Source organism: Mesorhizobium sp. CAU 1732 (assembly GCF_039888675.1).
Taxonomy (GTDB): Bacteria; Pseudomonadota; Alphaproteobacteria; order Rhizobiales; family Rhizobiaceae; genus Aerobium.
Genome location: NZ_JBDQQR010000003.1, coordinates 347536 through 361762, shown reverse-complemented (window position 1 = coordinate 361762; position 14227 = coordinate 347536). Strand labels below are relative to the sequence as shown.

At 63.4% G+C, this 14227-nt stretch carries 14 protein-coding genes; 8 read left to right on the top strand and 6 right to left on the bottom strand.

Annotated features, from left to right (window positions below):
* The first annotated feature begins 5 nt into the window (after positions 1-5).
* Genes AAFN55_RS23355 through denD form a run of 3 tightly spaced genes read left to right on the top strand, consistent with a single transcriptional unit; the run spans position 6 to position 2154 of the window.
* On the top strand, positions 6-959 hold the full coding sequence (locus AAFN55_RS23355) for a cation diffusion facilitator family transporter (protein WP_347801382.1): 954 nt from the start codon (positions 6-8) through the stop codon (positions 957-959).
* 12 nt (positions 960-971) lie between these two features.
* Positions 972-1178: a hypothetical protein gene (locus tag AAFN55_RS23350; protein WP_347801381.1), complete on the top strand. Its 207-nt coding sequence runs from the start codon at positions 972-974 to the stop codon at positions 1176-1178.
* A gap of 1 nt (position 1179) precedes the next feature.
* Positions 1180-2154 carry a D-erythronate dehydrogenase gene (gene denD, locus AAFN55_RS23345; protein ID WP_347801380.1) on the top strand — a complete coding sequence of 325 codons (975 nt, stop codon included), beginning with the start codon at positions 1180-1182 and terminating at the stop codon, positions 2152-2154.
* 15 nt (positions 2155-2169) lie between these two features.
* Here denD and AAFN55_RS23340 read toward each other — a convergent pair whose 3' ends face one another.
* The 4 genes from AAFN55_RS23340 to AAFN55_RS23325 all read right to left on the bottom strand — a co-directional run bounded on the left by AAFN55_RS23340 (position 2170) and on the right by AAFN55_RS23325 (position 6107).
* Complete coding sequence (locus AAFN55_RS23340; RefSeq protein WP_347801379.1) at positions 2170-3258, bottom strand: nickel/cobalt transporter; 1089 nt, start codon at positions 3256-3258, stop codon at positions 2170-2172.
* Positions 3259-3263: 5 nt separating this feature from the next.
* Positions 3264-3905, bottom strand: coding sequence for a DUF1007 family protein (locus AAFN55_RS23335; RefSeq protein ID WP_347801482.1), 642 nt, complete (start codon positions 3903-3905; stop codon positions 3264-3266).
* 103 nt (positions 3906-4008) lie between these two features.
* Positions 4009-4908 (bottom strand): LysR family transcriptional regulator, encoded by a 900-nt coding sequence (locus AAFN55_RS23330; RefSeq protein WP_347801378.1) that lies wholly within the window; start codon positions 4906-4908, stop codon positions 4009-4011.
* 2 nt (positions 4909-4910) lie between these two features.
* On the bottom strand, positions 4911-6107 hold the full coding sequence (locus tag AAFN55_RS23325) for an amidase (RefSeq protein ID WP_347801377.1): 1197 nt from the start codon (positions 6105-6107) through the stop codon (positions 4911-4913).
* Between the two features lie 546 nt (positions 6108-6653).
* On the opposite strand from AAFN55_RS23325, the gene odc2 reads away from it, so the two are divergent.
* Both odc2 and AAFN55_RS23315 read left to right on the top strand, forming a co-directional pair.
* Positions 6654-7787, top strand: coding sequence for an ornithine/lysine decarboxylase (gene odc2, locus AAFN55_RS23320; protein ID WP_347801376.1), 1134 nt, complete (start codon positions 6654-6656; stop codon positions 7785-7787).
* Positions 7788-7877: 90 nt separating this feature from the next.
* Entirely contained in the window at positions 7878-8492 is a 615-nt protein-coding gene (locus AAFN55_RS23315) for an N-acetyltransferase (RefSeq protein WP_347801375.1), read from the top strand.
* A 77-nt stretch (positions 8493-8569) separates the two neighbouring features.
* On the opposite strand, the gene AAFN55_RS23310 is transcribed toward AAFN55_RS23315, so the two are convergent.
* Both AAFN55_RS23310 and AAFN55_RS23305 read right to left on the bottom strand, forming a co-directional pair.
* Positions 8570-8896 carry a hypothetical protein gene (locus tag AAFN55_RS23310; protein ID WP_347801374.1) on the bottom strand — a complete coding sequence of 109 codons (327 nt, stop codon included), beginning with the start codon at positions 8894-8896 and terminating at the stop codon, positions 8570-8572.
* A gap of 145 nt (positions 8897-9041) precedes the next feature.
* Positions 9042-9323, bottom strand: a complete 282-nt coding sequence (locus tag AAFN55_RS23305; protein WP_347801373.1) for an SCP2 sterol-binding domain-containing protein — start codon at positions 9321-9323, stop codon at positions 9042-9044.
* Positions 9324-9839: 516 nt separating this feature from the next.
* On the opposite strand from AAFN55_RS23305, the gene AAFN55_RS23300 reads away from it, so the two are divergent.
* From AAFN55_RS23300 to AAFN55_RS23290, 3 genes are all read left to right on the top strand, one after another.
* Positions 9840-11012, top strand: a complete 1173-nt coding sequence (locus AAFN55_RS23300) for an acyl-CoA dehydrogenase family protein (RefSeq protein WP_347801372.1) — start codon at positions 9840-9842, stop codon at positions 11010-11012.
* Between the two features lie 90 nt (positions 11013-11102).
* Complete coding sequence (locus AAFN55_RS23295) at positions 11103-12980, top strand: feruloyl-CoA synthase (RefSeq protein WP_347801371.1); 1878 nt, start codon at positions 11103-11105, stop codon at positions 12978-12980.
* Positions 12977-14224, top strand: coding sequence for a thiolase family protein (locus tag AAFN55_RS23290; RefSeq protein WP_347801370.1), 1248 nt, complete (start codon positions 12977-12979; stop codon positions 14222-14224). Before AAFN55_RS23295 ends, AAFN55_RS23290 begins: the two co-directional genes overlap by 4 nt.
* Positions 14225-14227 lie beyond the last annotated feature (3 nt).

Here is a 14227-nt window from a genome sequence, read left to right as displayed (position 1 = left end):
ACGCAATGAGCCACGCGCACGATCATCACGGACACGCTCATGACGATCATGGACATTCGCACGGTCCACTTGGCCATGGGCATGGCTCGAGCGACAAGAACAGGGTTCTGATCGCTGCCCTTCTGACCGGCTGCTTCATGGTGGCGGAAGCGATAGGCGGCATCGTCACCGGCTCACTGGCGCTTTTGGCCGATGCCGGGCACATGCTCACCGACAGCGTGTCGCTGGTGCTGGCCTGGTATGCTTTCCATCTTGCGAGCCGGGCGGCCACGTCGCGGCTGACCTATGGCTTCGACCGGGTGAAGACGCTCGTCGCCTACACGAACGGCTTGACCGTCTTCGCCATCGGCCTTTGGATCGTCTACGAAGCCTTCCACCGCATTTCGGAGCCGTCTCCGATCATGGGCGGGCCGATGCTCGTGGTCGCCGTCCTGGGGCTGCTTGTGAACATCACCGCCTTCTTCGTGCTGCATGGCGGCGATCGCGAGAACCTCAACATGCGCGGCGCGATCCTGCATGTCATCGGCGATCTGCTCGGGTCTGTCGCCGCGATCGCGGCCGCGCTGATCATTCTTTACACCGGCTGGTATCCTATCGATCCGATCCTGTCGTCGCTGGTCGCGGTGCTGCTCTTCCGCAGCGCGTGGTCGCTCGTGCGCGAAGCGGGCCACATGCTGCTCGAAGGCACCCCCAACGGTCTCGATCGTGACCTGATCGCGCGCGATATCGAGACCAACATCCGCAGCGTCGTCAGCGTTCATCACATGCATGTCTGGTCGCTGGACGGCGCGCGCAACATGGCAACCCTGCATGCCTGCCTTCGCGACGGGGCGGACGCGCATGCCGCGATCTGCGACATCAAGCTCCGGCTCGCGAAGGTTCACCGCATCGAACACGTCACCGTCGAACCGGAATTCGGCCATTGCGCCGATCGCCCGACCCACGCACATCTGCATTAGGCAAAGAGGTTCATGACCAAAAGCGACCGGAGTGCCGCTATCGCAGCGGCGATAATTCTCATTGGATTCGGGCTGGTGGCATTCCTGCTGCCGACGATCATGGTCGATCTCGCCGCCTATTCGACCTATGCTGCGGGCGCATTCGGTGCCGTGTTCCTCGTGGCGCCTTTCGTCGTGCTGTGGCTGCGTGGACGCAGCCAGCGGAACAAGGAGAAATAGCGTGCGCATTTTGATCACCGGAGCCGCCGGAATGGTGGGCCGCAAGCTGGCTCATCGCCTGATGGCGGATCGCAAGGTCGGCGGGCGCGAGATTTCGGCGCTCGACCTGCATGACGTCGTGCCCTTCGATGCGCGATCATGCCCCTCGATGCACATCACCGTGCATGTCGGCGATCTTGCCGAGGAGGGCGCGGCAGCGGCGCTCGTCGCACCGAAGCCCGACCTGATCTTCCATCTGGCGGGTATCGTCTCGGGCGAAGCCGAATCCGATCTCGCGCTCGGCTATCGCGTCAATCTCGACGGCTCGCGCGCGCTTTTCGACGCAATTCGCGAGGCGGGCAATTGTCCGCGTGTCGTGTTCACGTCGTCGATCGCAGTGTTCGGCGGCCCGTATCCCGATATCATCCCGGACGACTTCCACACCGTGCCGCTCACGTCATACGGCACGCAGAAGCTGATGTCCGAAGCGCTTCTGACCGATTACACGCGGCGCGGTTTCATGGACGGAATCGGGCTTCGCCTGCCGACCATCTGCGTCCGTCCCGGCAAGCCCAACAAGGCTGCATCCGGCTTCTTCTCCAACATCATCCGCGAACCGCTCGCCGGTCATCCCGCGGTGCTTCCTGTGCCGCGTGACGTCGTGCACACCCATGCAAGCCCGCGCTCGGCCGTCGGTTTCCTGATGCATGCGGCGAGCATCGATGGCGCCAAGGTCGGCCCGCGCCGCAACCTGACGCTGCCTGGCGTCGGCGTCACGGTTGGAGAGCAGATCGAGGCGCTGGAGCGTATCGCCGGGTCGGACACCGTCGCGCTGATCCGGGAGCAGCATGACGATGCGATCTGGGCGCTGGTGAAGAACTGGCCGACTCGGTTCGAGGCCAGGCGTGCGCGGGAGCTCGGCTTTCAGGCCGAGACGAGTTTCGACGAGATCATCCGCGCCCATATCGAGGATGAGCTGACCGACGCGGCAGGGTAGGGCGTCGGGCTTGCGCTACGCGCTCAGGCTCGCCGTCAGCAGCGTCACGCCCAGAAGCAGCACGAACATCGCACCGCCGATCTCGATGGCGGTGTGAATGCGGTTGCCGGTGTGGCCGTCGCCTGCATAGGCTACGGCCAGGTTCTTGGCGGTCACGGCGATCGTCGCGAGGATCGACACTGTGATTGCGGTTCCCAGCGCCATGGCGAAGACCGAAAGCACGCCACGGGCGTAAAGCCCGTTGAGGAACGCGAAGGACAAGACGATCAGCGCGCCGGTGCATGGACGCAGTCCCACGGCGATGATCGCCGCCCAGGCCGTCTTCCAGTCGAAGCGATCGCCCGACAGCATGCGGGGGTCCGGCGCATGGGAGTGGCCGCAGCTCGAGCAGACGTCGCCTTCGGCGTGATGGTGATGTGCATGGGCGTGGTCATGCCCATGATGATGGTCATGATCGTGATGGTGCTCGTGCGAGCAGGTCGAATGATCGTGATCGCCGTGGCTGTGCTGTGCCGCCGATGACAGGCTGTGCGCGGGCGCGCCGAACACACGGCGCCTGACCAGCGGGCCGGCTTTCAGCCAGACAAGCCAAGCGCCGAAACCCGTGACGAGCACGTAGCTGGCGATTTCGAGAAAGCGGGTCGCGTCGGTCATCGACACGCTGGTTCCGCGCAGGATCAGGAACACTGCCGCCATGATGACGATGGCGCTTACGGCCTGCAGCATGGCCGAGACGAATGACAGCATCACGCCACGGCGCAACGCGACCTCGTTGGCGAGCATGTAGGATGAGATGACCGCCTTGCCGTGGCCGGGGCCTGCCGCGTGGAACACGCCATAGGCGAAGGACAGGCCAACCAGCATCCACACGCCTCCGTCGCCGTCTCGCATTTCGCGCAACGCCCCAGTCAGCGATCGGTAGAAGCCCTGTTGCTGCGCATTGATCCAGTTGAGGGTGCTTGCGAACAATCCGGTGGACGGCAGTGTGGCCTCGTTCGCACCGATACCGAGCGAACTCTGCGCATGTGCATGACCGAGGAAATGGGTCGCGACGTAGGTCAGCGCGATGATGGTGAATACGGCGCGGACGGTGGTCTTCTTCATCGCCATCAGCCTTGCGCCGTGCAGTTGAGCTCAAGCCGCGTGGCGAAGATCTTGCTCAAATCGTTGCTGCTCGGATCTTCGAAGAAGGCGTCGGTCAGCGATTGCTGGTTCTGGGCGATCGCTTCGTCGGGGTCCGGTCGCACGACCGTTCGGGTGCAGTTTTGAGGCATGTTCGGGACTGTCAGGTTCGCGTCTTCGTAAAAGTCGATGGCGGTGTAGAAGGTCGGGTCATAGACGCCGAAACTCAGCGAATCCGAAAGTGCGAGCGGCTCCGCTGGCTTGGATTCGAAGAGAATGATGAGCTGGTTATCCTCGAAATTGGCCATGATCCGGTCGGGCGCCTGCATCTTCACGTCCTTGCCGTCGGCAGTGACGATCTGGAAATAGCCGAACTCGGACAGCGAATCGTGGATGACCGCGCCGACCTTCTCAAGCTCGGCAGAATCGAGTTCGAGGTCGGCATTCGCGTCGAATTCGAGCAGAACGGTGCTGGAGAAGAGGTCGTCGAAGCGCCAGACATGGCGCAGTGATTCGACCGTGCCGTCTGCCGCGACCGCCACTTCCAGATTTGCCTCCGCAAAGACATGCGGGTGCGCCCAGGACGGCGCTGCGCCTGCAATGGTCGAGCATACGGCCAGTGCAGGAATCCATCCCGATTTCGCGCTGCGATTCACGTTGGCCCGTCCCCTTCGAGTGCATGCGCGAGCATTACCAGAAACCCGGCGAAAATGGGACGCCACCGGCTCGAATTCACGCGGCGTCGCGCAGCTTGAACCACTGCACGAGGAAATCGACGAAGACCCGGACCTTCGCAGGAAGATAGCGGCGGTGCGGGTAGACCGCGAAGATGCCGCCGCCGCGTGGGAGCCATTGGTCCAGAACGGAGACCAGTTCGCCGCTCTCAAGTGCGGGTGCCGCGATGAAATCCGGGAGCGGCGCAAAGCCGAGGTTCGCGATCGCGGCCGCGCGCGTCGTCAGCGGGCTGTTGGCTTCGATGGGGCCGGAAACCGCGACGCTGAACATCTCGCCATTTTCGCGCATGAAGGGCCAGTTGGAGAGCCAGCGGCCGTTGGTGTCGATGATGCAGGGCATCTTCGCCAAATCCTGCGGCTTTTCGGGCTTTCCGTATTTTTCGAGCGTCTGCGGCGAGGCGCAGATCTTCAGCGCAAACGGCGTCAGGCGCCGAGCGATCATCGAGGAATCCTCCAGCCGTGTGATGCGCACCGCGAGATCGAAGCCTTCCTCGACCAGATCGACGAACCGGTCATCGAGGTGGATGTCGAGCACGATGTCCGGATAGGCCTTTGCGAAGTCGATGAGTGACTGCCCGATCGGCGCGTCGGAGAAGGTACGCGGCGCTGAAAGCTTGATGCGGCCCTTCACGTCACCGGACGAGTCGCGAACCGTATCCGCGAGGCTGTCGATTTCGCGGACGATCTCCGTGGCGCGCTTGAAATAGGTATGACCCGTTTCGGTGAGCGAGAACTGGCGTGTCGTTCGGTTCAGCAGGAGCGCGCCGAGTTCGTCTTCGAGTTCGCGGACATATTTGGAAAGTAGCGCCTTCGAGCGCCCGATCTTGCGGGCGGCGGCTGAGAAGCCTTCAGCCTCCACCACCTCGATGAATGCGCGCATGCGCGTCAGCGTGTCCATGTTCAGCTTTCCTTCGATGCGTCGATGATCATGCGTGAGAGCCCGATGAGGCGACGGTCGGAGCCGGCGGGTCCGAGAAGCGATAGTCCGAACGGCGCTCCCTCGACGCTGCCCAGCGGCAGCGTGATCTGCGGGAAGCCGGAGAGCCCGGACAGGCAAAGCAGGCGCAAGGCGCGCTCGCGATAGGCCTGCAAATCGTCGAAGGGCTCGTTCTTGAGCGGTGCCGCACCAGGCACGGTCGGCATGATGAGAACGCCGTCCTCACCCAGAAGGGCTGCGAGTTCGGCGCGAAACGCGTCGCGTTTCGCGGTCTCTTGTCGATACGTCGCCGCGTCGATGGTCTCTCCGAACTCGAAGCGCTCCTTCACACTTGGCCCAAGCCGGCGATCCGCCGCCGAAATCCACGCGCCGTGGGTTGCCCACGCCTCATAGGCTTGGATGCGCCGGAACGACCAGTACAGATCGTCGATCGAGTGCGACAAAGCAGGGGCGGTATCGACCTTGCCGAGTGCCGTGGTCACCAATCCGACCATGCGTTCGTAGTCGGCGGCTTCCGCCCTGCCGAGCACCAGAGCGTCGAGTGCGGCGAGGCGGAGCGGGTGGGACTTTTCGTCCTTTCGAGGAGACACGCCCAGCAGCACGTCCCCCACCGCTTCATACGTTCCGATGTCCCTGGTGAACCATCCGAACGTATCGAGCGATAGCGCGAGCGGCATGGCGTCCTCAAGCGAGATTGCCCCGTGGGTGGGGCGCAGGCCGATGAGGCCGCAGAAGCTCGCGGGCGCGCGGATCGACCCGCCGGTATCCGAGCCGATTGCGATATCGACAAGGCCGGCGGCAACCGCCGCGGCCGAGCCCGACGAGGAGCCACCGGTGACGCGATCCGGCGCCGCCGCATTGATGGGCTCGGGATAGTGCGCGTTCTGGCCCATGAGTGAAAAGGTCAGCTCGTCGGTCTGTGTCCGCCCGACGAATCGTGCACCCGCATCCAGAAGTTTCTGGATCGACGGTGCGGTGCTTTTTGCAGGCGCGATCTCGGCAAGCCGCTGCGGATTGCCGCCGCCCGACCTCTGTCCCGCTATGTCGTAGATGTCCTTGACCGCAAGTGTCAGTCCGGCGAGGGGGCCTTCGGAAGCGTTGGAAACCGGGGCATCCGAGTGGTCGAGGAAGGCGTTGAAGGAGTCGTGCCGGATCTGCATTGTTCGCACCTGTTAAACGATGCGGGCACCTTCGTTCAGCGAAAGATTTTTTTCAACCTGCCGCATTTTTTTCGTTGATTGTGACAGGGCATATCCATATATCCGCGCTTGCCCAAAGTCGCACGTGCCTGTGGGTGTCCGCCGGTCCCTCGTTTGGTGAGGGACACGGTAAGGTACCTGGAACTAACCCCTCCAGTCGGTCTCGCGGCCAACCGCCAAGATCGAGGACATCTTGAAGCAACGACGGTGCGGGCCTTTCTGGTGTTCTGCCGGTCGTCCAAAGACCGGGGTTACTGAAGAGGCACACCTTCATTGCCGGCAGTGCGGAGGGTTTCTCCAAAGCTGAGGCAGACAAAGCGAGCGCTGGCCGCAAGGCCGATGCTCATCGCCGCGTGATGCGCGTCTCAAGGCTCGGTGTCCTCCACCGGCTGAGCCCTGATTCACACCATCGCGCCCTTTGTCCACCGCGGGTCCGTGGCCGAGCGCCGAAAACCCGCAGCCTGAGATGAAGCGGTCCCCGTTTTGGGACCGCGATTGGAGAGACACATGGCCACCCAGCGCATCCTCGATTTCCTCGCCACCCGTCGTCCCGCCGGCCCATGCCTCGTCGTCGATCTCGACGTCGTTGCCGACAATTTCAACGCCTTCGAAAAGGCGCTGCCGGACTCCAAGATCTACTACGCGGTGAAGGCGAACCCGGCTCCGGAAATCCTGCGGCTGCTCGCCGGCCTCGGCTCGTCCTTCGACACCGCTTCGGTCGCGGAAATCGAGATGGCGATGGATGCCGGCGCGCCTGCGGATCGCATCTCGTTCGGCAACACGATCAAGAAGGAGCGCGACATTCTTCGCGCGTATGAACTCGGTATCCGGCTCTTCGCGGTGGATTGCGTCGAAGAAGTCGAGAAGATCGCTCGCGTTGCGCCGGGCTCCCGCGTGTTCTGCCGCGTCCTGACCGATGGTGAAGGCGCCGAGTGGCCGCTGTCGCGCAAGTTCGGCTGCGTTCCCGCGATGGCCGTCGACGTGCTTCGCCTGGCAGCCTCGCTCGGCCTCGACGCGCATGGCGTGTCGTTCCATGTCGGCTCGCAGCAGACCGACCTCGGCGCCTGGGACAAGGCGCTCGGCGATGCGAAGGCCGTGTTCGCCAAGCTCGCGGACGAGGGCATCGTGCTCAAGATGGTGAACATGGGCGGCGGTTTCCCGACGCGCTACCTCAAGGACGTGCCCACCGCACAGGCCTACGGCCAGGCGATCTTCGGCGCGCTGCGCAAGCATTTCGGCAACCGCCTGCCGGAGACGATCATCGAGCCAGGCCGCGGCATGGTCGGCAATGCCGGCGTCATTAAGTCGGAAGTCGTGCTGATCTCCAAGAAGGCCGACAACGACAATGTGCGCTGGGTGTTCCTCGACATCGGCAAGTTCGGCGGTCTCGCCGAGACGATGGACGAGGCGATCCGTTACCCGATCTCGACACCGCACGATGGCGGCGAGGTTGCGCCTTGCGTGCTCGCCGGTCCGACCTGCGATTCGGCTGACGTGATGTACGAGAAGACCCCGTATCCGCTGCCGCTCTCGCTGACGATCGGCGACGAGGTGCTGATCGAGGGCACGGGCGCCTACACCACGACCTATTCCGCGGTCGCCTTCAACGGCTTCGAGCCTCTCCGATCCTACGTGATCTGACGGCTCACGCCGTCAGATCGTCCGTTGCCCGCGCATTGCGGGCGGCGGGCTCGCTTGTGGAACACACATCCGCTCGTGAAGGATCACGTCATGGCCTTTTCCTCATCCGCTGAAAATGAAGCAATCGTTGGTGATTGGCTGATCTCCCCCACGATCGGGGAGGTCAAGCACGTCACGGCTTTCACCATCCAGACCGAAACGCCAGCCGACGTTCCGGCGCGCGAGGCGCTGCTTGATCGCGCCATGGGGCCGAAGCGCAAGAAGAAGTCGTCGGAGACGCTGCGTCGCGGCAGGCTTCCCGCCGAAGGGCTGGCATTTGTAGCGCGGGACGCTCAAGGAGCGCTTGCCGGCACGGTACGGCTTTGGAACGTCGATGCAGGCGGTAGAGCGGCACTTCTCCTCGGCCCGCTCGCCGTCGAGCCGTCCGTGACGTCTGCGGGCATCGGGTCGGCACTGATGCGCCGGGCGATCGACGAGGCGCGGCTGCGCGGCCATCGCGCGATCCTGCTCGTCGGCGACGCACCCTATTATGCGCGGTTCGGGTTCACCGCAGACAGGACGGGCCATCTCGCGATGCCGGGTCCCTTCGAGACGCATCGCTTTCTCGCACTGGAACTGGAGGAGGGCGCGCTCGACGGAGCGTCCGGCCCCCTCAAGGCGACGGGACGCAAGTCCGCCGGCGCCTCTACGTCGCTCGCAGCCTGATCGGGCCAAGTCTGCGACGGACAACGCCTGGCAGCGGGGGCTGCCGGGCGTTCTATTCTTGAAGCATGCGGATCAAGTCAGTCGGTTACGGTGTAGCTGCCGGTCTCACAAAGATCGGTCGTGTCTTCGGTGACATCACCATCCTCGAACACGATACGCAGGTCGTATTCGCACTGCTCGCGTCCGTCCGCGATGGTCACGCGGCCTGAGTCGCCCGAGGCCATGACATCGGTGCCGAGGATGTCGTCTTCCCAGTTCCCGACATCGCTGGGCGATGCATAGAACTCGACGATCGAATAGCTGCTCTGGTTGTCGAGCATGAAGACCAGATCGTCAGCCTGTGCGGGTATCGCCGTTGCGAGCAGCGAAAGGGTGAGAACGGGCAGCAAGCGTTGAAGGGACATGGATTCTTGGCTCCGGATGATATGAGGCAATCGCTTCTATCCCGCCATCCGCGCGTCGGATATCGCCCTCAGCGTTATGCACCTGAAAAAGAAAAGGCGGCCTCCTGGGCCGCCTCACCGAAACCGCTTCCGTGTCGGCCGGATGCTACAGAACCTGGCTCAACTGCATGGCGACCGACATGTCGCCCTCGACCTTGAGCTTGCCCTGCATGAAGGCCATCGTCGGGTTGAGCTCGCCGGCGATCAGCGATTCCAGATTGTCCTTCGAGAGCTTGATCGTGCAATCGGCATCCGCGTCGGTGGTCGAGACGGACGAACCGTCGATCACGATCACGCCATCGCTGCCCGTGTCGAGCTTTACGGAGCGGCTGAAACCCGAACCGCTTGCCTTGGCTGCAATCTTGTCTGCGATTTCCTGAAGGGTCATGGCGGTCTCCTTGGTTGCCGTCGTCCGGACGGTTGGCGTTGGAACCGGCGCTGCCGGATTGCGTACTGGGATAACAGGCGATTGACGTTTACGTCAACGTGATTTAGCGTCGCAGCCTGGCCACGGGAGGAGTGCCACAGTGGGTTACGCACGTACCCTGCATCCGGATCGTCTTGCGAATGCAGCATATTCCGGCGGTCTTGGAAACCGGTTCTGATGCCGCGTATCGCTTCCATCTCCCGCACATATGCCGACATTTTTCGTACGGAATGCCGGTGCAATTCCGGCGAGGCGAACATCACGGGCGGCGGGACTGCCGGCGGCATCATCGATCCGCGCGATATGCGCCGCGTGCCGGGGCTCTGCCTGACGATCGCTGGGAAGGACGAGGGGCGCACGCCAAGGCCGCGTACTTTCGGCGCGCGCAGGGGAACTGCCGTCCCTCATCCGGCCCCTTCGGGTCACCTTCTCCCCGTGAACGGGGCGGCGAGATAGCGGACAGTTGGGAGGAAACGCATGCACTTCACGGCCGAACACGAAAACCTTCGTCGCACCGTCGCGCGGTTCGTCGATACAGAACTCAACCCGTATGTCGATGAATGGGAGGCGGCGGAAGAATTTCCGTCGCATGAGGTGTTCAAGAAGCTCGGCGATCTCGGCCTTCTCGGGATCAAGTACGACACCGCATATGGCGGGCTGGGGCTGGATTTCTCCTACTCCATGGTGATGGCGGAAGAACTCGGCCTCGTGCATTGCGGCGGCGTGCCGATGGCGATCGGCGTCCACACAGACATGTGCACGCCCGCCCTCAACCGTTTCGGTTCGGACCATGTGAAGCGCAATTTTCTCGCGCCCGCGATCGCGGGCGATGTCGTGGGCTGCCTCGGTGTCTCGGAGCCGGGTGGAGGCTCCGACGTCGCGGCCGTGAAGACGACCGCGCGCAAGGACGGTGACGACTACGTCATCTCCGGCACGAAGATGTGGATCACCAACGGCCTGAAAGCGGACTGGTGCTGCCTGCTTGCCAACACATCGGACGATGCCGCCCATCGCAACAAATCGCTCATCTGTGTGCCGATGGACGCCGAGGGCATCAGCCGCCAAAAAATCCACAAGATCGGCATGAATTCGTCGGACACGGCGCAGCTTTTTTTCGATGACGTGCGCGTTCCCCGCGCGAACCTCATAGGGCAGGAGGGGGCTGGTTTCATGATGCAGATGCTGCAGTTCCAGGAGGAGCGGCTCTATGCGGCTGCAAGCGCGCTGAAGGGTTTTGACAGGCTGATCGACCTGACGATCGACTACACACGCGAACGCTCGGCGTTTGGAAAGCCGATCCTCGACAATCAGGTCGTGCATTTCCGGCTTGCCGAACTCCGCACGGAGGTCGAGGCGCTGCGGGCACTGACATGGAGCGCGGTGGAACAGTACGTCTCGGGCGGCGACGTCACCAAGCTCGCCTCGATGGCCAAGCTGAAGACCGGCAGGCTGGCGCGTGAGATCACCGATTCTTGCCTGCAATATTGGGGCGGCATGGGCTACACGGCCGACAACCCGGTCAGCCGCGCCTATCGTGACACGCGCCTGATCTCGATCGGTGCGGGAGCCGACGAGATTATGCTCGGCATCATCGCAAAGCTCGAAGGCACGCTGCCGGGAACCAGCAACAAGGCGAAACAGCAGCAGTGATTGTTCTCACTCCGTAAGCGAGGACCAGAACCGTGTCTTGCACTCCACCATCGTGATTGTTATGGTAAATAACAATTCTGGAGGAGTTGAATGCCGATCGTCTCTGCGCAAGGGATGCGCCCGGTTCATATGGGGGAGCTTGCTGTCGACATGAACCGCGACGCCGATGGTGTCGTGCGGGTTCGTTCGAAGCTGCCGCTCGATGACTATCCGCGCTCGATCATCGACCGGCTCGATCATTGGGCAAACGTCGCGCCGAATCGCGTCTTCCTCGCCGATCGTGGACCCGACGGAGACTGGCGGCACTGCACATATGCTCAGGCTCGCGCGGGCGCGCGCTCGATCGCGCAGTTCCTGCTCGACCAGGAACTCAGTGCCGAGCGGCCGGTTGCGATCCTGTCCGGCAACGGGCTTGAGCATGGGCTGCTGGCGCTGGGTTGCATGATGGCGGGTGTTCCCTACGCGCCCATCTCGCCATCCTATTCGCTCGTCTCGACCGACCACGCGAAGCTCAAGCACGTCTTTTCGCTGCTGACGCCGGGCCTGGTGTTCGTGGCGGATGGTGCGCAGTACCAGCGCGCGCTCGATGCGGTCATGGGACCGGACATCGGGCCGGACATCAAGCTTGTGACCGTCACCAATCCGCCGCCCGGCAATGGCGCGACGTCGTTCGACAGCGTGCTGAGAACGGAAGCCACTGACGCGGTCGATCGTGCGAATTCTGCCGTCGATGGCGACACGATCGCGAAGTTCCTCTTCACATCGGGCTCGACCGGCATGCCCAAGGCGGTGATCAACACGCAACGCATGCTGTGCTGCAATCAGGTGATGATCGCGTCCGCGCTGGCCTTCCTGCGCGATGAGCCGCCTGTGATGGTGGACTGGCTGCCGTGGAACCACACGGCCGGTGGCAACCACAATTTCGGCATCGTGCTCCACAATGGCGGCACGCTCTATATCGATGAGGGTTCGCCGACGCCTGCGGGCATCCTCAAGACCGTTCGCAATCTGGAAGAGATCGCCCCGACGCTCTATTTCAACGTGCCGAAGGGATACGAGATGCTGTGCGAGCATCTTGGCACCAACGCGACGCTGCGAACGACCTTCTTCTCCCGCATGAACCTTCTGCAATATGCCGGCGCGGGGCTGGCGCAGCACGTCTGGGATGCGCTGGAGCGCCACGCGCAGACCGCGATCGGCGAGCGGGTCATGATCATCACCGGCTACGGCTCGACCGAGACCGCGCCATTCGCCTCGACCACCACTTGGGCGGTCGAGCGACCGGGCGAAGTGGGTCTGCCTGCCCCGGGGCTCGAACTCAAGCTCGTGCCTGAGGGCGAAAAACTCGAATTGCGATTGCGTGGCCCCAGCATCACGCCGGGCTACTGGCGGCAACCCGACAAGACTGCCGAATGCTTCGATGAGGAAGGCTATTATCGGATCGGCGACGCCTTGAAGTTCGTCGACGACAGCGACGTCTCGAAGGGCTTCGTCTTTGACGGCCGCGTGTCCGAAGACTTCAAGCTCTCGACCGGAACATGGGTAAACATGGCGAGCGTGCGCGGTGCGCTGATCCGCGCCTGTGCGCCGCTGGTGAGGGACGCGGTGCTGACCGGGCTCGATCGCAATCACATCGGCGCGCTGTTGTTTCTCGACGTTGATGCCGCCCGCAAGTTCGACCCGGCGCTTGCCTCGGCGTCGGAGGCGCAGCTTGCCGACAGCCCCGCGATCAGGGCCGCGATCGCGTCCCGTCTGAGCGTGCTAGCAGGGACGGCGACGGGCAGTTCAAACCTCGTCGCGCGGGCGATCATTCTCGACACTCCGCCCTCCGTCGACGCGCATGAGATCACCGACAAGGGCTCGATCAACCAGCGCGCGGTGATGGCAGCGCGCACTTTCCTGGTGGAGGATCTCTATGCCGATCCGCCGCCTCATCACGTCATTTGCGTTGAAAGGACCATGTCATGAGCGATCACAAGGGGCTCCGCTACACGTTCGACGATGCGTGGCTCATGGATGGCATTCGCACGCCTTTCGTGGATTATACCGGCGCGTTTGCCGAGATTTCGCCGATCGATCTCGGCATCAAGGCCGCGCGCGCCATCGTCGCGAAGACCGGTATCGACCCGGCCGCGATCGACACGACCATTGCCGGCTCGATGGCCCAGGCCTCGTTCGACGCCTACATGACGCCACGCCATATCGGGCTCTATGCCGGAGTTCCGTGGGATCGTCCCGCCCACCTCGTCCAACGCATCTGCGGAACGGGCATCGAAGTCGTGCTGCAGGCTGCGGATATGGTCGAGCAGGAGCGCGCCGGACTGGTGCTGTGCGCGGGCACGGAATCCATGAGCCGCAATCCGGTCGCGGCCTACACGCACCGCAATGGCTTCAAGATGGGGCAGGTCGCCTTCAAGGATTTCCTGTGGGAGGCACTGCTGGATCCGGCGTGCTCCTGCACGATGGGCGATACGGCTGAAAACCTCGCGAAGCAATATGGCATCACCCGCGAGGAGGTGGATCGGTTCGCGGAGAGGTCCTTCGCCCGCGCGGTCGCCGCACAGCAATCGGGCTTCCTCGAAGGCGAGATCGTGCCGGTGACGAGTGAAGAGTTCGTCGTCGACGGGCTCGACCCTCGCGGGATTCGCCTGCCACGCAAGGTCGATGCGGTGACGACCGACAGCCATGTGCGGCCGTCACCCTATGAGGCGTTGGCGAAGATCCGGCCGGCATTCGGCGGTGTGCAGACCGGTGGCAATTCGTCGGCCGTGGTCGATGGCGCGGCAGCGTCCATCGTGGGATCGAAGGACGCTGCCAGGAAGCATGGGGTGACGCCGCTCGGGCGGATCGTGGCCGGAGCGACCGTCGGCGTGCCGCCGCATATCATGGGCATTGGTCCTGCGCCGGCGATCCGGGCGTTGCTGGACGAGACCGGCCTGACGCTCGACCAGATCGACCGCATCGAGATCAACGAGGCCTTCGGCGCACAGATCATCGCGTGTATCCGCGAGCTGGGCCTCGACGAGGACAAGACGAACGTGAATGGCGGGGCAATCGCGATCGGTCATCCGCTTGGCGCAACGGGCGTGCGGATCACGACCACGGTGGCGCGTGAGCTCAAGCGTTCCGGCTTGCGCTACGGCATCGCGTCGGCATGCATCGGCGGCGGGCAGGGCATCGCCGTCCTGATCGAAAACACCGAACGTGACTAGGAG

Excerpts from the sequence above, each read along its gene's own strand:
- AAFN55_RS23355 (WP_347801382.1), top strand. The coding sequence starts at position 6 with ATGAGCCACGCGCACGATCATCACGGACACGCTCATGACGATCATGGA.
- AAFN55_RS23350 (WP_347801381.1), top strand. The coding sequence starts at position 972 with ATGACCAAAAGCGACCGGAGTGCCGCTATCGCAGCGGCGATAATTCTC.
- AAFN55_RS23340 (WP_347801379.1), bottom strand. The coding sequence starts at position 3,258 with ATGAAGAAGACCACCGTCCGCGCCGTATTCACCATCATCGCGCTGACC.
- AAFN55_RS23330 (WP_347801378.1), bottom strand. The coding sequence starts at position 4,908 with ATGGACACGCTGACGCGCATGCGCGCATTCATCGAGGTGGTGGAGGCT.
- AAFN55_RS23325 (WP_347801377.1), bottom strand. The coding sequence starts at position 6,107 with ATGCAGATCCGGCACGACTCCTTCAACGCCTTCCTCGACCACTCGGAT.
- odc2 (WP_347801376.1), top strand. The coding sequence starts at position 6,654 with ATGGCCACCCAGCGCATCCTCGATTTCCTCGCCACCCGTCGTCCCGCC.
- AAFN55_RS23315 (WP_347801375.1), top strand. The coding sequence starts at position 7,878 with ATGGCCTTTTCCTCATCCGCTGAAAATGAAGCAATCGTTGGTGATTGG.
- AAFN55_RS23310 (WP_347801374.1), bottom strand. The coding sequence starts at position 8,896 with ATGTCCCTTCAACGCTTGCTGCCCGTTCTCACCCTTTCGCTGCTCGCA.
- AAFN55_RS23305 (WP_347801373.1), bottom strand. The coding sequence starts at position 9,323 with ATGACCCTTCAGGAAATCGCAGACAAGATTGCAGCCAAGGCAAGCGGT.
- AAFN55_RS23300 (WP_347801372.1), top strand. The coding sequence starts at position 9,840 with ATGCACTTCACGGCCGAACACGAAAACCTTCGTCGCACCGTCGCGCGG.
- AAFN55_RS23295 (WP_347801371.1), top strand. The coding sequence starts at position 11,103 with ATGCCGATCGTCTCTGCGCAAGGGATGCGCCCGGTTCATATGGGGGAG.
- AAFN55_RS23290 (WP_347801370.1), top strand. The coding sequence starts at position 12,977 with ATGAGCGATCACAAGGGGCTCCGCTACACGTTCGACGATGCGTGGCTC.